The organism is Tepidanaerobacter sp. GT38, assembly GCF_021991635.1.
Lineage (GTDB): Bacteria > Bacillota > Thermosediminibacteria > Thermosediminibacterales > Tepidanaerobacteraceae > DTU063.
Genome location: NZ_JAFFJA010000061.1, coordinates 19,003 through 37,849 on the forward strand (window position 1 = coordinate 19,003; position 18,847 = coordinate 37,849).

At 39.1% G+C, this 18,847-nt stretch carries 22 protein-coding genes; 19 read left to right on the forward strand and 3 right to left on the reverse strand.

All coding sequences use genetic code 11. The features are described 5' to 3' along the window. The first annotated feature begins 35 nt into the window (after positions 1-35). The 10 genes from minC (at position 36) to JT739_RS09195 (ending at position 10,682) form a co-directional block, all read left to right on the forward strand. On the forward strand, positions 36-647 hold the full coding sequence (gene minC, locus JT739_RS09150; RefSeq protein ID WP_237660817.1) for a septum site-determining protein MinC: 612 nt from the start codon (positions 36-38) through the stop codon (positions 645-647). Positions 648-674: 27 nt separating this feature from the next. Beyond that, a complete protein-coding gene (gene minD, locus JT739_RS09155; protein ID WP_237660818.1) occupies positions 675-1,487 on the forward strand; it encodes a septum site-determining protein MinD in 813 nt (270 codons plus the stop codon). Between the two features lie 18 nt (positions 1,488-1,505). Further along, positions 1,506-1,787, forward strand: coding sequence for a cell division topological specificity factor MinE (gene minE / locus JT739_RS09160; protein ID WP_237660819.1), 282 nt, complete (start codon positions 1,506-1,508; stop codon positions 1,785-1,787). 14 nt (positions 1,788-1,801) lie between these two features. Next, positions 1,802-3,568 (forward strand): cell division protein FtsA, encoded by a 1,767-nt coding sequence (locus tag JT739_RS09165; protein WP_237660820.1) that lies wholly within the window; start codon positions 1,802-1,804, stop codon positions 3,566-3,568. Positions 3,569-3,639: 71 nt separating this feature from the next. Next, the gene (rodA, locus tag JT739_RS09170; protein WP_237660821.1) at positions 3,640-4,737 is read left to right on the forward strand and encodes a rod shape-determining protein RodA; all 1,098 of its coding nucleotides are present in this window, start codon (positions 3,640-3,642) and stop codon (positions 4,735-4,737) included. A gap of 98 nt (positions 4,738-4,835) precedes the next feature. Beyond that, the gene (locus tag JT739_RS09175) at positions 4,836-5,507 is read left to right on the forward strand and encodes a M23 family metallopeptidase (RefSeq protein WP_237660822.1); all 672 of its coding nucleotides are present in this window, start codon (positions 4,836-4,838) and stop codon (positions 5,505-5,507) included. Continuing rightward, positions 5,508-6,371 carry a site-2 protease family protein gene (locus tag JT739_RS09180; protein ID WP_237660823.1) on the forward strand — a complete coding sequence of 288 codons (864 nt, stop codon included), beginning with the start codon at positions 5,508-5,510 and terminating at the stop codon, positions 6,369-6,371. A gap of 96 nt (positions 6,372-6,467) precedes the next feature. Beyond that, positions 6,468-8,261, forward strand: coding sequence for a TIGR03960 family B12-binding radical SAM protein (locus JT739_RS09185; protein ID WP_370642635.1), 1,794 nt, complete (start codon positions 6,468-6,470; stop codon positions 8,259-8,261). Further along, positions 8,239-8,949, forward strand: a complete 711-nt coding sequence (locus JT739_RS09190; RefSeq protein WP_237660825.1) for a TIGR03936 family radical SAM-associated protein — start codon at positions 8,239-8,241, stop codon at positions 8,947-8,949. The genes JT739_RS09185 and JT739_RS09190 overlap by 23 nt, the downstream gene beginning before the upstream one ends. Before the next feature lie 41 nt (positions 8,950-8,990). Further along, positions 8,991-10,682, forward strand: a complete 1,692-nt coding sequence (locus JT739_RS09195) for an Rne/Rng family ribonuclease (protein ID WP_237660826.1) — start codon at positions 8,991-8,993, stop codon at positions 10,680-10,682. A gap of 742 nt (positions 10,683-11,424) precedes the next feature. On the opposite strand, the gene JT739_RS09200 is transcribed toward JT739_RS09195, so the two are convergent. The 3 genes from JT739_RS09200 to JT739_RS09210 all read right to left on the reverse strand — a co-directional run bounded on the left by JT739_RS09200 (position 11,425) and on the right by JT739_RS09210 (position 12,425). Beyond that, positions 11,425-11,796, reverse strand: a complete 372-nt coding sequence (locus JT739_RS09200; RefSeq protein ID WP_237660827.1) for a hypothetical protein — start codon at positions 11,794-11,796, stop codon at positions 11,425-11,427. A 132-nt stretch (positions 11,797-11,928) separates the two neighbouring features. Beyond that, positions 11,929-12,243, reverse strand: a complete 315-nt coding sequence (locus JT739_RS09205; protein ID WP_237660828.1) for a hypothetical protein — start codon at positions 12,241-12,243, stop codon at positions 11,929-11,931. Beyond that, on the reverse strand, positions 12,240-12,425 hold the full coding sequence (locus tag JT739_RS09210; RefSeq protein ID WP_237660829.1) for a hypothetical protein: 186 nt from the start codon (positions 12,423-12,425) through the stop codon (positions 12,240-12,242). The genes JT739_RS09205 and JT739_RS09210 overlap by 4 nt, the downstream gene beginning before the upstream one ends. A 123-nt stretch (positions 12,426-12,548) precedes the next feature. On the opposite strand from JT739_RS09210, the gene JT739_RS09215 reads away from it, so the two are divergent. From JT739_RS09215 to nadD, 9 genes are all read left to right on the forward strand, one after another. Continuing rightward, positions 12,549-13,022 (forward strand): cell wall hydrolase, encoded by a 474-nt coding sequence (locus tag JT739_RS09215; RefSeq protein WP_237660830.1) that lies wholly within the window; start codon positions 12,549-12,551, stop codon positions 13,020-13,022. Between the two features lie 14 nt (positions 13,023-13,036). Continuing rightward, positions 13,037-14,386 carry a germination protein YpeB gene (gene ypeB / locus JT739_RS09220; RefSeq protein ID WP_237660831.1) on the forward strand — a complete coding sequence of 450 codons (1,350 nt, stop codon included), beginning with the start codon at positions 13,037-13,039 and terminating at the stop codon, positions 14,384-14,386. A 102-nt stretch (positions 14,387-14,488) separates the two neighbouring features. After that, positions 14,489-14,944, forward strand: a complete 456-nt coding sequence (locus JT739_RS09225; protein WP_237660832.1) for a hypothetical protein — start codon at positions 14,489-14,491, stop codon at positions 14,942-14,944. Positions 14,945-15,075: 131 nt separating this feature from the next. Further along, positions 15,076-15,387, forward strand: coding sequence for a 50S ribosomal protein L21 (gene rplU / locus JT739_RS09230; RefSeq protein WP_237660833.1), 312 nt, complete (start codon positions 15,076-15,078; stop codon positions 15,385-15,387). Position 15,388: 1 nt separating this feature from the next. Then, on the forward strand, positions 15,389-15,727 hold the full coding sequence (locus JT739_RS09235) for a ribosomal-processing cysteine protease Prp (protein ID WP_237660834.1): 339 nt from the start codon (positions 15,389-15,391) through the stop codon (positions 15,725-15,727). Beyond that, positions 15,727-15,996 carry a 50S ribosomal protein L27 gene (rpmA, locus tag JT739_RS09240; RefSeq protein ID WP_237660835.1) on the forward strand — a complete coding sequence of 90 codons (270 nt, stop codon included), beginning with the start codon at positions 15,727-15,729 and terminating at the stop codon, positions 15,994-15,996. Before JT739_RS09235 ends, rpmA begins: the two co-directional genes overlap by 1 nt. A 162-nt stretch (positions 15,997-16,158) precedes the next feature. Further along, complete coding sequence (locus tag JT739_RS09245) at positions 16,159-16,785, forward strand: Spo0B domain-containing protein (protein WP_237660836.1); 627 nt, start codon at positions 16,159-16,161, stop codon at positions 16,783-16,785. Positions 16,786-16,872: 87 nt separating this feature from the next. Continuing rightward, entirely contained in the window at positions 16,873-18,141 is a 1,269-nt protein-coding gene (gene obgE, locus JT739_RS09250) for a GTPase ObgE (RefSeq protein ID WP_237660837.1), read from the forward strand. 93 nt (positions 18,142-18,234) lie between these two features. After that, the gene (gene nadD / locus JT739_RS09255; protein ID WP_237660838.1) at positions 18,235-18,846 is read left to right on the forward strand and encodes a nicotinate-nucleotide adenylyltransferase; all 612 of its coding nucleotides are present in this window, start codon (positions 18,235-18,237) and stop codon (positions 18,844-18,846) included. Position 18,847 lies beyond the last annotated feature (1 nt).

The window sequence follows — 18,847 nt, forward strand, 5'->3', positions numbered from 1 at the left end:
AGATACTGTAGTGGTGCCGTTTGGAGGGAATTAGCATGACAAATGAACCAGTAATCATAAAGGGAACAAAAGAAGGTGTAACTATTGTAGTTGAAGAAAATTCAAATTTTGAGGATGTAAAGAAAATTATTTACGAAAAGCTTCAAAACAGTCGCAACTTTTTTACCGGTGCTAAAGTCAGCTTAAAAGCAAAAAATGGCTTCCTAAAAAAGGAAGATTATACAAAATTACAAGAAATCCTTAGCGATTTTGGAATGAGCTTGCAAGAAGCAAAATCTCCAAAGACTTTAATATTTCCTAAACCAAACCGAAGCCGAGTCTTGCTTTTAAAGAGGACTGTGCGTTCTGGACAAAAAATTTCATACAAAGGTACTGTAGTAATTTTAGGTGATGCTAATCCGGGCAGTGAAATTGTGGCGACTGGGGACATTTTAGTTATGGGAACCCTTAGAGGTATGGCTCACGCAGGCGCAGCAGGAGATACTTCGGCGATTGTTGCGGCATTTAGGTTACAGCCAACACAACTGAGAATTGCTGATGTTATTTCAAGGCCTCCGGAAGACAAGGAACAATCACCACTCTTTCCGGAGATAGCGCGCTTAAAGGATAATATGATAGTGATAGAACCATATAATTCTTTAAAATAATGGAATGAGAAAAAGGAGGGATATCTCATGGGTGAGGCAATAGTTATTACATCCGGAAAAGGCGGAGTGGGAAAGACTACTACTACCGCAAATCTGGGAACTGGTCTTGCCTTGTACGGTCAAAAGAAAGTCGTAATGGTGGATGCAGATATTGGGTTAAGAAACTTAGACGTGGTCATGGGACTTGAAAATCGAATAGTCTATGATTTGGTGGATGTGGCAAACGGCGTATGCCGTTTAAAACAAGCTCTTATAAAGGACAAGCGTTTTGAAAACTTATATCTAATGCCTGCGGCACAAACCAAAGATAAAACTGCAATTACTCCTGAACAAATGAAAAAATTATGTGATGATTTAAAGAAGGATTTCGATTACATATTAATCGATTGTCCTGCCGGGATCGAGAGAGGCTTCAAAAATGCCATAGCCGGTGCTGATATGGCCATTATAGTTACAACACCTGAAGTTTCTGCTGTAAGGGATGCAGATAGAATTGTTGGGCTTTTAGAAGCTTCGGGTTTTGAAGAACCAAAATTGGTCATTAATCGTATAAGACCCGATATGGTAAAGCGCGGAGATATGATGGATATTGATGATATGATAGATATCTTAGCTATAGAGCTATTGGGTGTAGTGCCAGAAGATGAAAAAATAGTCGTATCTACTAACCGCGGTGAGCCGGCAGTGGCTGATGAAACTTCAAAAGCAGGCAAGGCTTACAGAAATATGGTTGCCAGGTTGCAAGGCCAGGATGTGCCTTTGATGCCCATGGAAAATATAGAGCCCAGCTTTATGGATAAATTGCGTATGTTTTTTGGGTTGAAAGCCCGAACCAGATAAGCAAAGGAGGAGAAGCAGGTGGATTTTTTAAAACTTTTCAGCAGAGAAGATGTATCCAGCAAAGATATAGCCAAAGAGCGTTTAAGATTAATTCTTGTCCATGACAGAGCAAATGTCTCCCCCAAATTTTTAGAGATGATAAAAAGCCGTCTCATAGATATAATATCTGACTATATGGAAATCGATGAGGAGGGCCTTGAAGTAAAGCTAACGAGGATGGACAAGGAAAAAGATGTAACAGTTCCAGCCTTAGTAGCAAATATTCCCATCAAAAAGGTAAAGCATTTGGCTAGAATTTAAAGGAGGCAGTATTTTTGAAAGGCGGACAGCAGGTTTTTGCCTTGGACATCGGCACAAGAACAATAGCAGGGCTTATTGTTCAAAAAGAAAATAATATATATAAAATCCTCGCTCATGAAATATTGGAACACGAAAGTCGCGTTATGTATGATGGGCAGATCCATGACGTTGAAGCAGTTGCAAAAAGCGTAAGAATAGTAAAAGAAAAACTGGAAGAAAAACTTGACATAAAACTGGAAAGAGCAGCAGTAGCTGCGGCTGGTAGGGCCCTTTATACCGTAAAGGCCAAGGCTCAAAAAAAAACGTCTCCATTTGTCGAAATAACGAATGAGGATATTCGCAATTTAGAAGCTGATGCACTGTCAAATGCCATAAAAGTTTTATCAGATAAAAGTAGACAAGATGGTTTAAATAATTATTATTGCGTGGGTTTTAGTCCAATAAAATGGTTTTTGCAAGATGAGGTTTTAGATAATCTGGTAGGTCAGAAGGGCGACAGCATTTCAGTTGAGATCGTTGCTACTTTTCTTCCGCGGACTGTTGTAGAAAGCTTATTGACCGTTCTTGCAAGATGCGATTTGGGCCTTGAAAGTTTAACTTTGGAACCTATTGCTGCAGGTGACGTGGTAGTTATCCCCAGTATGCGCAGACTAAATATTGCATTGGTTGATATAGGTGCCGGCACATCAGATATAGCAATTTCGAGGGATGGAAGTATTTTTGCTTACGGCATGGTGCCAATGGCTGGTGATGAAATAACCGAAAAAATCTGCGAAGAACACCTGCTAACTTTTGAGGAAGGTGAACGGGTAAAGCGTGAACTTAGCATCTCAGAAACTGTAAAATTTACAGACATACTGGGAAGTCAAAGGGAACTATCCGCAGCTGAATTATTAAAATCTATCGATTCTGTCATAAAGGAACTTTCGGCAAATATTGCCCGCAAAATTCTTGAACTTAATGGCAAACCGCCAGCTGCAGTACTTTTAATCGGTGGAGGCAGCCTGATGCCTGGCTTACCAGAGTGTATTGCCGGGAATCTAGAACTTCCCAAAGAACGGGTTGGCGTTAAAGGTCGAGAAGGTCTAAAGAATATATGTGGCTGTGAAGAATTTTGCGGCCCCTTTTCAGTGACTCCTATTGGCATAGCGGTAAATTCACTAAATGGCACTCATCTGTCTTCATACAAGGTATATATTAACGAAAAACCCATTAATATTTTAGCCCAGAGCAAGCCAACAGTTTTAGATGCACTGCTTTATGCGGGCAAATCATCAGCAGAAATTTTCGGTCGACCTGGCCTTGCTAAAACTTTTAGCATAAACGGAAGACCCATAATAGTAAAAGGCGAAATGCCAAAGCCATCAATTGTCTTAATGGACGGAAAGAGCGTGGACTTAAATGTACCTGTCCACGATGGTGCAGTTATAAACTTTAGTCCTGCACAGGATGGTAAAGATGCTGTAGCTAGGCTTAAGGATTTTATTGATGACAGTGATAAAATGCGCATAAAAATAAATGGGCGTGAATTTCTCATTGATCCAGTTGTAAAAATATCCGGACAGACAGTTTCTCCCGAAGAAGAAATTCCCGATAATGCTGTTGTAACCATCCAGCCAAGAGAAATGATTTTAAGCGATATCTTTAATTTAATATCCTTTAAACCCGAAAGCATGACAGGAAAATTAACTATGAAAATAAATGGCGTCGAGGCAGGTTTTGCATCACCCGTAACCTATAATGACGAGATAGATATTTTTTGGGAAAACATACCGAAATGATTTTTTTAAAGGCTTAACTGGAGCCTTTAATTTTATGATATAATGTTTTTACGGGTTTAGGGGGTATGGCTATGAATCGGAAATTAATAAAAAATATAGAATATCCTATTTTAATAGCAATTGTTTTACTTACAATTTTTAGTGTAATAATAATTAGCAGCGCTACCCATGCTACAAGCCCTGAAGGCAGTTTTCGAACGGCGCGAATGCAGGCTCTTTGGTTTATTGCGGGGCTGGTAGCAATGCTGGTTATGATATCAATTGATTACCATACCTTCGCCCAATGGTCTAATGTTATCTATGCATTAAATATTATAGCTCTGTTGTTGGTAATGATTACCGGTGAAGAAGGCGGCGGAGCCCAGCGATGGATTAGTTTAGGGCCTTTTAGATTCCAGCCTTCGGAATTTGCAAAGTTGGCTGTTGTTATTACTTTAGCCAAATATTTGGAAAAAAAGAAGTCTTTAGATACTTTGCAGGATTTAATAGCTGTTTTTGCATATATGGCAATTCCCATTTTGCTTATTGCCAAACAGCCCGACCTAGGTACGTCTTTAGTATTGGTAGCAATGACCTTTGGTGTGATGTTTATTGCAGGTTTAAGTTATAAATTACTTGCGAGTGTTATTGCCGCAGGCCTTCTCTCCTTACCACTTTTTTGGCAGCTTTTAAAGCCATATCAAAAGGATAGAATTCTGGTGTTTTTAAACCCTTACCTTGATCCATTAGGGAAGGGTTACCACGTGATTCAATCTAAAATTGCCATTGGTTCAGGAAAAATATTTGGAAAGGGCCTCTACCAGGGCACCCAAAGTCAGCTGGATTTTCTTCCTGTAAAACATACGGATTTTATTTTTGCAGTGTTAGGCGAAGAATTAGGATTTATTGGTGGTATTGTCCTATTAGGCCTTTATTTCATGCTATTGTACTATTGTTTAAGAGTGGCATTTAAGGCCAGAGATTTGTTGGGAACTTATATGGTTATAGGTGTTGTTTCCATGTGGACCTTTCAAATTTTAGTCAACATAGGAATGAATGTGGGGATAATGCCGGTGACGGGCATACCGCTTCCGTTTATGAGTTATGGAGGAAGTTCTCTTATTATGAATATGATGGCAACAGGTCTAGTGCTTAACGTGGGAATGCGCCGCCAAAAAATACTATTTTAATACTATAAAGCATCTTACGGGTTCATTTTTTGAGCCCGTTTTTTTTTGTAATAAACGAGCTTTGGAAAAATATATATATAAAAAAGGGGGTGACGTTAATGTATTATTACGATTATTACGAACAACCTTCAGAGAAGAGCTGGTTTAGGCCTGACAACTTAAAAAAAGTTATAATATGTATTACTATCATAATCATCGTTTTATTGCTAAAAAGAGTAAACATCCCCATATTTAACGAAGCCCTTATAAAAATTGAGTATTTTGTTTGCGACTACTCCTATGAGTTTAACGATATAGTTGAGGCAGTAAAGGGAATTTCAAAAGCCCCAGAAAGTATACCTGTTTTAAGTCAGGGAAATAGAAAGTTATTGCCGATGCCTGCCCATGGAACTATATCATCAGAATACGGCATAAGATATCATCCCATTTTAAAAGAACAGCGTATGCACAATGGCATCGACATAGTCCAGAAAGAGGGGACGCCGGTCAAAACAGTGTTAGATGGTGTTGTGGATTATGTGGGGCAAGATGAGGAGTTCGGAAATGTTGTTAAAATACGCCACCGAAATGGAATAGTAACCATTTATGCCCATTTGCGAGACATCTATGTAAAAGAAGAAGAGGTAGTAAAGCAGGGCTTTATCATCGGCACGATAGGCAAAACAGGTCTCGCTGAAACAGCACATCTTCATTTTGAATTATGGCAAAATGGGAAACCTGAGGATCCGAAAAAATGGCTCAACATATCGGATAATTCCGGGAGGACTTAGATGATTTTAAAAGCCGCTAATTATAAAATAAATATTAGCTTTGTCTTTGCCATAGTGGTGGCATTAGCCTTTGCTGCTGGAATGCATGTAGAAGTAATTGCCGCAATATTTGCTTTAGGAATCCATGAATTTGCCCATGTATTTGTTGGCAATAAACTGGGTATTGCTATTTATGAAATAGAAATACTGCCTTTTGGGGGTCGAATTAAATCCAGCTTAGGCGACGCATCTGATGAGAGTGAAATGCTAATGGTGTTAGCAGGCCCTTTGGCAAACTTTGCAGTAGTAGGTTTAATTCTTTTCCTTTCTGCCATAAAAGTTTTACCGTCAAATATAGCTTCAAAATATACCCACTATCAGCTCATGCTGGGTATTTTTAATATGCTGCCGGCCCTTCCTCTGGACGGGGGAAGGCTTTTTGCATTGTGGCTCAGACAACGGATGAGTTACACTTCATCAGTTCGCATTGCATCATATACCGGCAAAATACTTGCCTATTTCATGCTATGTGCAGCATTGCTGGGTTTAGCTTTTAAAAAGGTATACATAAGCTTGGTAGTTGCAGGCTTTTTTTTATTACATCAGGCATCAAAAGAGGAAAAAGATGCTCATCTCGTCTTTATGAACTATTTGGCTAAGAAAAAGGAGAAACTATTAAAAAATCAGTATTTTCCGGGGGAAATTTTAGTAGTTAACCAAGAAACCGCAGCAAAAAAATTATTGTATTCGTTTTTACCACAAAAGTATTTTATTGTTTGCGTTTTAAATGAAAACATGAAGCTAAAAAAAGTTTTAACCGAAACGGAAATATTTGACAAAATAATAGAAAAAGGATTGGACTTTAAGATAAAGGACTTGATATAATAAAACAAATACAAGTCAAGTATAGGAGGCACAGTATTGACTATAGAAAAACAACTGGAAAAACTTTTACCGTTAGTATCAAAACCTGCTCGATATATGGGCAATGAGTATAATAGTATAAACAAAGATCTAAACGGCATAAAAGTTCACATAGCACTTGCCTTTCCGGATGTCTACGAGGTAGGCATGTCTCATTTAGGCATAAAAATACTATATCATCTTTTAAATGAATATCCTGATATTTACGCTGAGAGAGTTTATGCTCCTTGGATAGATTTCGAAGAACTTATGAGAAAAGATGGCCTACCTCTTTTTAGTTTGGAAAGCAAGACCCCCATTTCCAAATTTGACATGGTAGGATTTACTCTCCAATATGAAATGAGCTATACCAACATAATAAACATGTTAGAGCTTTCCGGAATACCAATTTTGTCAAGTGAGAGAAATGAGAGCCATCCTTTCGTAATAGCCGGTGGCCCTTGTGCATATAATCCGGAGCCTTTGGCTGATATTATAGACTTTTTTATAATAGGCGAAGCTGAAGAGGCCATATTAGATGTCATTGATTTATATAAAAGTTTTAAAGAGAGGGGTGAAAGCCGACAGGAGTTTTTAGAAAATGTGGCTCAAATTCCCGGTGTTTATGTGCCAATGCTGTATAATGTATCATATAATAATGACGGGACAATAAGCGGCATACTGCCTAAAAAAGATCATATTCCCAGCGTTATACAAAAAAGAGTTATAGAAGATTTAGACAGTGTATATTACCCTACGAAATTTATAGTACCATATATTGATATTGTTCACGACCGGGCCGTCCTGGAAATCTTTCGGGGCTGTACACGCGGTTGCCGTTTTTGCCAGGCAGGCATGATTTACAGGCCGGTAAGGGAAAAAACCGTAGACCGCCTGGAAAAATTGGCAAAAGATATTATATCCTCAACAGGCTATGGGGAAATCTCCTTATCTTCCCTCAGCACCAGTGATTATTCAGATTTAAAGCGACTTACTCAGGTTCTGACAGAAGATTTCAGACAGTGCCAGGTGGGGTTGTCACTGCCGTCCCTTAGGATTGATGCTTTTTCACTGGAACTTGCCAAAAAGATTCAAGAAATCAAAAAATCCGGTCTTACCTTTGCGCCGGAAGCCGGAACACAGCGGTTAAGGGACGTTATCAACAAAGGCGTTACTGAAGAAGACCTTTTGTCATCAGTTAGGGATGCCTTTGCTTTAGGTTGGAACAGAGTTAAGCTTTACTTTATGATCGGACTTCCCACCGAAACATATGAAGACCTAAAAGGCATTGCAGACCTTGCTTATGCCGTTGTCGATGTATACAGACAAGTCAACGGCCACACGAAAGGGCTTCAGGTCCATGTTAGCACTTCCACCTTTGTTCCGAAACCCTTTACGCCTTTTCAATGGGAAAGTCAGATAACACTTGCGGAAATCGATGAGCGCCAACAGCATCTGAAAAAATTGCTGAAGAAAAACAAAAACATATACTATAGCTGGCATAACGGCAAAATTAGCTTTTTAGAGGCTGTTTTTTCAAGAGGCGACCGAAAGCTCGGCAGAGTTTTAAAAATCGCCCATGAAAAGGGCTGTAAATTCGATGGCTGGGATGAGTTTCTCGATTTTGACAAGTGGATGTCAGCCTTTAAAGAAGCTAAAGTGGACCCTGAATTTTACGCTTACCGCAAGAGGCCGGAAACCGAAAAGTTTCCCTGGGAAATAATAGATGCGGGCATCGATAAGAGGTTCTTGCTTTTAGAATTAGAAAAGGCAAAAAAAGGACAAACAACACCTGACTGCAGGATAAGATGTCACGGCTGTGGGATAAGAAGACTAGGAGATGGTTTGTGTGAAATTAAGAATGAAGTTTAAAAAAGAGGGGCTCACCAGATTTATTTCTCATCTTGACATGATGAGGACCTTTGAACGGGCTTTCAGAAGAGCTAATTTACCCATAGCTTTCACCCAGGGGTTCAATCCCAGGCCGAAGATAACTTTTACTCCCGCATTGTCTCTTGGTGTTACAAGTAGTAGTGAATATATGGATGTGGAATTTTATGAAGATATTTCAAAACAAGATGTAGTTCTAAAGCTAAACGGTGCTTTGCCTGAAGGCATTCAGGTAACCGATGTAGAGGAAGCAGATGAAAAACTTCCCCTTTCCATGCTAAATTGTGCCAAATATGTGGTCACCGTAATTTTAAGTGAGGTAGGCCCGGAGGAACTTATAAAAAGTATTAAAATCCTTTTGCAACAAAAGGAGATAATCGTAGAAAAAAACACCAAATCCGGCAAAAAGCTTGTGGATATTGCTCCTTTAATCTATAGCATAGATCTTGCTGATCATAATAGTGATACCGCAAATATTGTCATGTCAATTTCAATTGGCCAACAGGGCAGTGTAGCACCCATTACTGTAATTAGAGAACTAGAAAGAATACTTTTAAAAAAGCTTGAAGTAGTCGGCATACACAGGGAGGAAATATTTTATATAAGTGGGGATAAAAAAATTTCACCATTTAATGTGGAGGAAAATATAAGTCCCAAAGAATCTAAATAAAGACTGTTTTAAATTGTGGGACTTGAGGAGCTGAAAATTTCATGTCAAAGGAGATTTTAGCAGATGTTGATCGTGACCAAATACGCATAGGAGTTCTGGAGGATCGGCAATTAGTTGAATATTATGTAGAGAGGACGAATGACCAAAGAGTTGTAGGCAACATTTACAAAGGCAAGGTGACAAATGTACTTCCAGGGATCCAGGCTGCATTTGTTGATATTGGTTTGGGGAAAAATGCTTTTTTGTTTGCAGGTGATTTAAACTCCGGGAATCAGAATCTTGATGACGCAAATGGCTTTGAGGATTTGACAAAGATTTCAATAAAGGATTTTTTGCATGTTGGCCAAGAGGTATTGGTACAAGTTGTGAAAGAGCCCATGGGCACTAAAGGGGCCCGGGTTTCTATGAATATTACCCTGCCTGGAAGGTATTTGGTGCTAATGCCTATGGTTGATTATATAGGCATTTCAAGGAGAATAGAGAGCGAAGTTGAAAGGCAGCGTTTAAAGGCCCTTGCTCAAGAAATATGTCCACCCCATATGGGTGTAATTGTTAGGACCGTAGCAGAGGGAAAAGGTTTTGAGGAATTAAAGGCCGATATGGAGTATTTAAAACGCCTTTGGGATAGTATACTCAAAAAACAAAAAAAATGCAAAGCACCACGTTTAATATATAAAGACATGGATCTCCTGTCGCGGATCGTAAGAGATGTTTTTACACCTGAAGTTAGCAAATTTTATGTAAATACTTCATACGGATATGAAAAGGTCAGAGAACTGGCGTCATGTATATCGCCATCATTGCAAGATAGAGTAAACCTTTATATGGGAGAGGAAGACATTTTTGAGTATTTTAATATTGAATCTGAGGCTCAAAGAGCTCTTGAAAGGAAAGTATGGCTCAAATCCGGTGGGTATATAGTCATAGATAACACAGAAGCTTTGACTGCAATTGATGTCAATACCGGCAAGTTTGTAGGCAGTATAGATCTAGAAGATACAGTAGTAAAGACAAATTTAGAAGCAGCCAGAGAGATTGCAAAGCAGCTTAGGCTGCGAGACATAGGCGGAATCATAATTATTGATTTTATCGATATGAATTCCCAGGAACACCAAAAAATGATAATCGAGACTCTTGAAGCAGAATTAAAGAAAGACCGGACTAAAGCCCATGTCCTGGGAATCACTAATTTAGGTCTTGTAGAAATGACGAGAAAAAAAGTTCGACAGAGCCTATATGAGGTCTTAGAAAAAGTTTGTCCCTACTGCGAAGGAAGGGGCAGGATTTTATCAGAAGATATTATGGCAAAAAGAGTAGAGAGGGAGATTTCACGCATATTTAGAACTCGAAACGGTGAGGCTGTTTTAATAGAAGTAAATCCATCAGTGGCAGCAGTGGTCATAGGCGCCGGTGGAAGTAAGTTAAGCCAGTTAGAACAGCGATACGGCAAATATATTTTTATTAAAGGCAAAGACGATTTGCATCCGGAAGAAATCCGTGTAAAAGCTGTAGGTAGCAAAGCAAAACTGGAACACTTTGCTATGCCGGTTAGGGAAGGTCAAATACTAGATATAATTATTGAAGAAGCACATGTAGCTAATCCCCGAAATGGCATAGCGCGAGTTGACGGCTATGTTATAGATGTTGAGGAAGGAGCAGATTACTTAGGTTTAAAAGTAAAAGTTCAGATAAGCAAGACTTATAGAACTTATGCGAAAGCACGACTCATTTAACATAGGGGCGCTCAAAATTTCGGGCGCTCCTAATTTATTGTAAAAACAAGTTTTCAGGGGCGGGCAGCAATCTTAGATTGATTGCGTTATCGAGTGGCTTTAAATTTGTCTTTGTAACCCTATAAAGTATTTTTTCATATATTGTAACAGGGCAATGAAAAAAGTTACGGTTGTAAAATCACCGTAACCCCAAAGTCTATCATTGCATATACTATATCAGGTCACAAAGAAGGAGGGAAAACGAGATGGCAGATGTACAGGGTGGTGGCTTCTTTGGTAGCCGTTGGGCTTTTGCCCTGTTTCTCATATTGATTCTTCTGTTCTTTGCTGATGATTAAGCTGAAAAGCCGTGCTCAATGCACGGCTCTTTTGCGAAAAAGTATCGAGTAGTAAGCTGTTAAAAAATATAGCAAAGTAGTTCTCAAAAACTTTTGTGTAACCTCAGTATTTCCCATTGCATATATTTATACTAAAACATCAAAGGAGGGTAGTTTTATATGGCAGACCTTCAGAGTGGTGGCTTTGGATTTAGCAGCCGTTGGGCTTTTGCTCTGTTTTTGATACTGATCCTCCTGTTCTTTGCCGATGACTAAGGCTACCTGCAGAGAGGAGGTATATAATGGGTGGAGGACCAACTGGTGGATTCTCTGGAAACAGATGGGCTTTTGCTCTGTTCTTAATATTGATTCTTCTGTTTTTCGCAGATAATTAATTTAAAAGGCCGTGTCTTAATTGGCACGGCCTAGTCTTTTTTCTTCTCATCGGCTTTATTATCGGAGTTTCTTGCAGTGTTCCCACTACTTTCTGCAGCCGATAGAGTTTTCATTAAATTTATCAAAGTTGCTGGATTGATTTTTTTGTCGCCAGCAGCTCCCATGGAACTCAAAAGCGTCGCAGCCATTTCTTTAAGCTCAGATGTGCTGCTTTTTGATTGAGAGTTTCTGGACTCAAATTTAATGTCCTGTGTATTTAAGAAACTGATTATTCCCAATAAATTACTGAGAGCGAGCAAACTTACTAATTCATTGATATTTTGACCTCGTTGGCCGTGTATAACGTCTAACACCGTTTCCAACAAATCAGCCTTGAAACGGGAATTTTCACCTTCTGCCAAAACTACCCCTCCCCTATTGTAGTTGATTTTTGCAATATACAAATGCATGCTATTTTAATATATGCTACATTATAAAAAAAAGAACAGCATTTATTTATAAACAAAGAGGGCGATTGCCCTCAAACCTAATGGTTAGTCATCATTATTTTTGCTCTCCGCTAGAACGTTAAGTAAATTCTCCACATTTTCTGCCTGCTCATTTTGTACATGTTCGTATTCATCGATTTCTATAACATCTTCTTTGCTTTTTTTGGCCTGAATAGAATCATGTACCATAGTAAGCAGTGTATTTAAAGCCTCATAATTTATCTTCTGGTCTGGCTGATTCGGCTGAAATACGTTTATAGTAACTAGCAATAGGTCAAGTAATTCCTGGCTTTTACCACTCATGAAAGGCCGTATGGCTTTTAAAAGCTGAATATCGTTTTCTGATAATAATATTCTCACTTTCTTCCCTCCCCTTCCTTACTAAAGGTGTTCTTTATATTGCTCATTATTCGATTGATACCGCCAAAGGAATTTATAAGTAAAATAAGGATTAGAAAAAGAGTGTATGGATTTGGCAGGGGTCGAGAATGGTTGCTAGGATTATTTGTATCGGCAGTTTGGCTTCGATTCTTCGACTTCATTATTTCCCCTCCTAATGATTTTTCTCTAGACTATTATATGAACAAAAGATACAAAAGGTACTGGAATAAGCTTTATAAAAATAAGCAAACTAAGAATAGTACTACAAAAAAGGGTGATTTAGGGTGAAAAACAAGAAAATAGTTATCTTTTTAATGATTATTTTAATTGCGATTGCAACAGGGGTTACTGCTATACACTTTGAGCCTAAAGCAAAAGCCGAGCGTTATGCGGTTTCGTCTTGGCAAGGCGATCATATGTTGTTGGCACGCCTTGTAGCCGGTGAGGCAGAAGGCGAACCCTATGCTGGTCAGGTTGGCGTGGCAGCTGTGATTCTTAATCGAGCAAAAAATCCTAGATTTCCCTCTACAATTGCTGATGTAGTTTTTCAGCCGGGGGCCTTTGAATCTGTTAGCAATGGTTTAATCTGGTCGAGGTATCCATCTAGAACCCACTTTGAAGCTGCAAGGCAGGCATTAGACGGGTGGGATCCCACTTATGGGTGCATTTTTTTCTGGAATCCGTATAAACCCGTACGTGGCTGGATTTGGACGCGAACTATAGTAACACAAATAGGGAACCATGTATTTGCAAAATAAATGCGGAGGGAAAAATGTTGAAAAGATCATTTGTATGGATAGCAAGTCTTCTAGTTTTAGGTGCCTTAGTGTTCGGATACTGGTCTGTATATGCTAGGGCTTCTTCAGCAGAAAATGCATTGGAAGCAGCTTATCAGCGTGGATTTTACAATTTATTGGAACATGTCAACAACTTAAACTTGCTGATTTCTAAAAGTGAGGTTACTTCCTCAGATGAACAAAGAATTATGTTATTGACTACCATTTGGCATCAGTCAGAAGGTGCGAGAAATAGTATTGCGAGCATGCCTCTAGGAAGTCGAGACATGACAAATATGCAAAAGTTTTTTGCCCAGCTTGGGGACTTTTCGTATCGAATTGCTGAAAAACTGGTAAAAAAACAAGATGTGACAGCTGACGACTGGGCAAAAATGAGAGACTTCAGAAAAAATATTCAGAGCTTAAGTCAAGAGCTCAGGCGCTTGCAGGATGATGTAGCTGCAGGCAAGATAAAATGGCAGGAAAAACCTGACGGCCTATTTAGCACACGAAAAATTAAAGGCATGGCAGATAGTTTGGAAAGCCTTGACCAAAGACTGAAAGAACAAGCACCTACCATTACCTATGACGGGCCTTTTTCTGACCATGTAGAAAGTCCCACCGTAAAAGGTCTTACTGGAAAGCGCGTAAGCGAAAGTGAGGCCCTAGATAGCGCTCGGAGGGTTGCAAATAAGATAGTAAAAGACGACTTAAAGGCAGAAATAGCAGGCAAGACAAAGGGCAATATTACAGCTTATACCGTTGAATTTAAACGAGAAGGAAATGCGGTGCCGGATATCATTATGGATGTAAGTGAGATTGGCGGTCATGTTATATGGTTTTTGAATACCAGAGAAATAGAAAGTTCCAGAGTTGCCATAAAGCAGGCTGTAGACAATGCTAAAGCTTTTTTAGAAGATATGGATTATAAGGGCTTTGAGGCTACAGGGTCTTTAAGAGAAAACAATACAATAACAGTGTCATTTGTTCCAAAGCAGGGAGATGTACTTTTGTATCCGGATTTTATTAAGGTTGAAGTAGCTTTGGATACAGGTGAGATAGTAGGATTTAATGCATCAGCGTACTTGACATTTCACACTGAGCGGAATTTGCCTGAGCCAAAGATAACTGAAGAAGAAGTAAGAGAGAAATTACGCGAAAACTTAAGCGTGGAAAGAATTCGAATGGCCCTTATACCAGATGAAGCGCTAAATGAAAAGTTGTGTTATGAAGTGGATGTGAAACTGGACTCTGATAGATACCTCATTTATATAAATGCAGAAAACGGTAACGAAGAGCGAATCTTAAAAGTCGTGGAAACTGATAAAGGTACAATGACCATGTAGATATACGAAATTGCTATAATATTTGTGACGAATAAAGCCCCACCGGCATAACATATATATAAGTATATAAGGTGAAAATAGCTTTGCTGGGGGGGTTTTTGTATGGCCGATATAAGGGACTTTTTTTCTCGGATGGGGAATGAATCTACGGCGTCAGTGGCATACTTGCTGCTCATGGCAAATATTTTGGGTCTTGTTGTGTGCTTGGAATCCAGAAAGACAGAAAATGTGATTCAAAAAGAATCTTTAACCTCAAATGATAAGGCCACAACTCAAGCTGTTAAGCCGCAAGATTTGTCAAAGGCAGAAACATTTTTAAAGGTTATGGATAAAAACAAACATAAATTAGAAGATACTAATGTTGCTGAAGAGGCGAAAACCGTGAATAAATCTATAGAAACGCCACGAGTTGATACAATTGAGTCAAAAAACAAAACAGAACCAACAAAAAGCACAGATAAAATAATCGATTTTAAAGAAGCAGTGGCAACTCGAATTCAAGAAGCAAAAGAACCCCTTAAGCCTTTAGTTTGGAAATTTCCTAAAAGTTTATTCTAATATTCAAATCTCGTTGACAGTTAAGGCTTTATTGTGCTAAAATAGCCTAGGTGGTTGTATGCGCCGGCCACCGCCCGGGACGGGTTTAAAATTTTTACCTAGATTCCGGCGAGGTAAAGGAGGAGATAAAAATGTATGCAATTATCGAGACCGGCGGTAAACAGTATCGAGTATCCGAAGGTGACGTCATTCGGGAAGAAAAACTACCTGAAGCAGTGGGAGAGTCAGTAGAATTTACCAAAGTGCTGGCTATATCCAAGGACGGTAAACTGAACGTAGGCAAGCCATGGCTTGAAGGCTCAAAAGTTACGGCCAAAGTGCTACAACACGGCAAAGCCGACAAGATTATCGTATTTAAGTACAAGCCCAAGAAAAATTACCGCAGGAAACAAGGTCATCGCCAACCATTTACTGAAGTACAAATTGAGAAAATAGAAGGATAATATGATACATGTTAAAGCGAAACGCCATCCTATAGGCGGCTATATGTCCTTAGAAATATCTGGCCATGCAAAATACGCTGAATATGGCAAAGATATTGTATGTGCAGGGGTTTCCGCGCTGGCCGAAACAGCAATATTGGGCCTTAAACATGTGGCATGTGTAAAACCCCTGGTAATAAAAAGACAGGGCTATTTAGCACTAAAACTTCCGGACAATTTGCCGCAAGAAGAGCTAAAAAAAGCGACGATTATATTAGAGACTATTTTTTTAGGTCTAAAAGATATTTCGAAATCTTATCCTTCTAATGTACGAATAGAGCTGGTAGAGGAGGTGGAGTAATGAATTTACAGCTTTTTGCACAGAAAAAAGGCGGAGGTAGTTCCAAAAACGGTCGCGATAGTCAGGCCAAGCGTTTAGGGGTTAAAAGGTTTGATGGCCAGTTTGTCAGTGCTGGCAGCATAATAGTTCGCCAGAGAGGCACTAAAGTTTATCCCGGAAAAAATGTTGGTATGGGCGTTGACCATACACTCTTTGCTAAGATAGATGGTTATGTAAAATTTGAACAGAAGGGTAAAGATAAAAAACTCGTAAGTGTTGTTGCAAACTAAGCTCCTTTTACAGGAGCTTTTATTTTTATTGGTATATGGTAAATATTACCTAACTATCTCCGCCTGAGAAGGAATTCATTTGAGGATATAGAACTATATACACGACAATAAATAACAAAATTGTTATTATATTGTTATATTTCTCGCATAAAAGGAGAGGTAATGTTGAGGATAAAACTTTTGCCGTATATTATTTTAACTGGTCAGGCAATTTTGACTATAGCTGCTGTTACACTCCTCAATAACAGGAGTGATGTAAAAATACAGGTTATTTTAGCTGGGGTTGTTTTATACATAATAGGTATTGTGACTGTTAACTCAAATTTCAATCAAAATGAAAATCTAAGTTTGGGACACAGATTTTTATATATTCTTCGATTGACGAAACATGAATTTCAAAACCATTTACAGATACTGTTTAGCATGATTCAGTTGAAAAAATACCAAGATGCTTTAAAATATATAGAAGATGTGGTGAATAGTTCAAGAACTATCAATCACATTTATAGCAGTTCTACCGATCCGATGGTGATTTGCGGCTTATTGGAACTAATATATACTTTTAGGCAAAAAGATATAAACGTAAAAGTCGAAGTATTAGATAAAAATCTTCGTTGGCCTTTGTTACCGGATTTTGCCAGAGAAATGGAAAAATACATATCTCAATTTGATAAAATTCCGGGCAATAATAAAGATATAAAAATCATTTTAAGAAATACTAAAATAGAGGTATTATCTGATGCACTAGACAAAAAAGATACATTCAAGATCCGTCAATTTAATGGTTAAGTATTTTTATACAAGATCCATTACTGTTTTAAAATTGCCAAATGGAATCAGTAGGCAGCTGAGAAACTTTAAGATAGGTGATTAAAAATGTTTATAGATAGAGCAAAAATTTATGTAAAAGCCGGAGATGGAGGCAATGGAGTAGTTGCCTTTCGGAGGGAAAAATATGTACCTCGCGGAGGTCCCAGCGGCGGTGACGGCGGCAGGGGAGCTGATGTGGTCCTTAAGGTGGATTCTAACTTATCTACCCTTATGGATTTTAGATATAAAGTTCACTACAAAGGCAAAAGAGGAGAACATGGCCAAGGTTCCAATAAAGCTGGCCGCAGCGCAGAAGACCTGGTTATTAAAGTCCCGCCGGGCACTATAGTAAAGGATGCCGAAACCGGCGAGGTGTTAGCTGATCTTGTAGAAGATGGCCAAAGCTTTGTTGTTGCAAAGGGTGGAAGGGGTGGACGAGGCAATGCTCGATTTGTTTCTTCAGTCCACAGATCCCCGGATTTTGCCGAAAAGGGTGAACCAGGAGAAGAACGCTGGGTTGTTCTTGAATTAAAACTTCTGGCAGATGTGGGGTTAATCGGATTCCCAAACGCTGGTAAATCTACCCTGCTTTCGCGGATGACCGCAGCAAGACCTAAAATTGCTGATTATCCCTTTACTACATTATCGCCGGTGCTTGGCGTCGTAGAAACGGGTCTTGGTGATGGCAGCAGCTTCGTTTTAGCCGACATACCCGGTCTTATTGAAGGTGCCCACAAGGGCCAGGGATTAGGCCATGAATTTTTAAGACATGTGGAGAGGACGCGACTGCTTGTACATGTGCTGGATTTATCGGGCATGGAACGGGATCCTGTAAAAGCCTTTTATGCAATAAATCAGGAGCTTGGGCAGTACAGCGAAAAGCTTTTGGAAAAACCCCAAATAATTGCTGCCAACAAAATGGATTTGCCTGAAGCCAGAGAAAACTTGGACAAAGTTAGACAAATGCTTGAAAAGGAAGGGTATGACATAATCCCAATTTCAGGGGCTACTGGTGAGGGAATAAAACAGCTTATCAAGCTTATCAGTGAAAAGCTTGCCAAAATTCCAAAACCCAAAACAGTAGAACCAGTAAAACAATACAGTTTTGAAGAGGAAGAGCCCTTTAAGATAGAAAAAAGTGGCGATATTTATTATATTTCTGGCAAAGCTGTCGAGCGATTAGTGGCCATGACCGACCTTGATAATGAGTCGGCAGTATACCGCCTCCAGCGAGCCTTTAAGAGAATGGGAATTGATGATGCACTAAGAGAACATGGCATAAAACCTGGTGATACAGTAAAAATAGGAGATTTTGAATTTTATCACGTAGAATAAATAAATTCAAATCCAAAATCTTATATTTGAAAGACTATAGTCAAGTATGATATAATTTTTTGTAATTTAAGGCATGTAGAGGGAGGACTTGTCTTGTCGAAAATTAAAAGGGTGGGTATAATGGGAGGTACTTTTGACCCCATCCACTACGGCCATCTTGTTACTGCCGAAGCGGCTCGAACCGAATTTCAACTAGATAAAGTTATATTTACACCTACTGGAAATCCGCCTCATAAGAGGTATCCCGTTACCCCAGCTGAACAAAGATACCTGATGACTGTACTTGCTATCAATGACAATCCTTATTTCGAAGTGTCGAGAATGGAAATTGACAGACCTGGCTTAACTTATACAGTGGATACATTGGAGAGTTTTTATAAAGAATTAGGAAACGACGTGAGGCTTTTTTTTATCAGCGGAGCTGATGCAGTTTTGGATATATTGACTTGGAAAGATGTAGATAGAGTGCTAAGTTACTGTACATTTATAGCTGCAACCAGACCCGGTTATCCTATGGATAAATTAAACCAAAAAATATCCCAGTTAAAAGAACTTTACGGCAGGGAAGTTTACCCTATGAAGGTTACGGGCCTTGACATATCTTCTACGGATATACGCAGGAGAGTCAAAGAAGGCCTGTCTATCAAATACTTGCTTCCGCCCAGTGTAGAAGTATTTATTCAGAAGAATAATTTATATCGGTGAA

Bases quoted from the DNA above. Each gene is read 5' to 3' on its own strand.
- minC (WP_237660817.1), top strand. From the start codon at position 36: ATGACAAATGAACCAGTAATCATAAAGGGAACAAAAGAAGGTGTAACT.
- minD (WP_237660818.1), top strand. From the start codon at position 675: ATGGGTGAGGCAATAGTTATTACATCCGGAAAAGGCGGAGTGGGAAAG.
- rodA (WP_237660821.1), top strand. From the start codon at position 3,640: ATGAATCGGAAATTAATAAAAAATATAGAATATCCTATTTTAATAGCA.
- JT739_RS09175 (WP_237660822.1), top strand. From the start codon at position 4,836: ATGTATTATTACGATTATTACGAACAACCTTCAGAGAAGAGCTGGTTT.
- JT739_RS09180 (WP_237660823.1), top strand. From the start codon at position 5,508: ATGATTTTAAAAGCCGCTAATTATAAAATAAATATTAGCTTTGTCTTT.
- JT739_RS09185 (WP_370642635.1), top strand. From the start codon at position 6,468: ATGGGCAATGAGTATAATAGTATAAACAAAGATCTAAACGGCATAAAA.
- JT739_RS09195 (WP_237660826.1), top strand. From the start codon at position 8,991: ATGTCAAAGGAGATTTTAGCAGATGTTGATCGTGACCAAATACGCATA.
- JT739_RS09210 (WP_237660829.1), bottom strand. From the start codon at position 12,425: ATGAAGTCGAAGAATCGAAGCCAAACTGCCGATACAAATAATCCTAGC.
- ypeB (WP_237660831.1), top strand. From the start codon at position 13,037: ATGTTGAAAAGATCATTTGTATGGATAGCAAGTCTTCTAGTTTTAGGT.
- JT739_RS09225 (WP_237660832.1), top strand. From the start codon at position 14,489: ATGGCCGATATAAGGGACTTTTTTTCTCGGATGGGGAATGAATCTACG.
- rplU (WP_237660833.1), top strand. From the start codon at position 15,076: ATGTATGCAATTATCGAGACCGGCGGTAAACAGTATCGAGTATCCGAA.
- JT739_RS09235 (WP_237660834.1), top strand. From the start codon at position 15,389: ATGATACATGTTAAAGCGAAACGCCATCCTATAGGCGGCTATATGTCC.
- rpmA (WP_237660835.1), top strand. From the start codon at position 15,727: ATGAATTTACAGCTTTTTGCACAGAAAAAAGGCGGAGGTAGTTCCAAA.
- JT739_RS09245 (WP_237660836.1), top strand. From the start codon at position 16,159: ATGTTGAGGATAAAACTTTTGCCGTATATTATTTTAACTGGTCAGGCA.
- obgE (WP_237660837.1), top strand. From the start codon at position 16,873: ATGTTTATAGATAGAGCAAAAATTTATGTAAAAGCCGGAGATGGAGGC.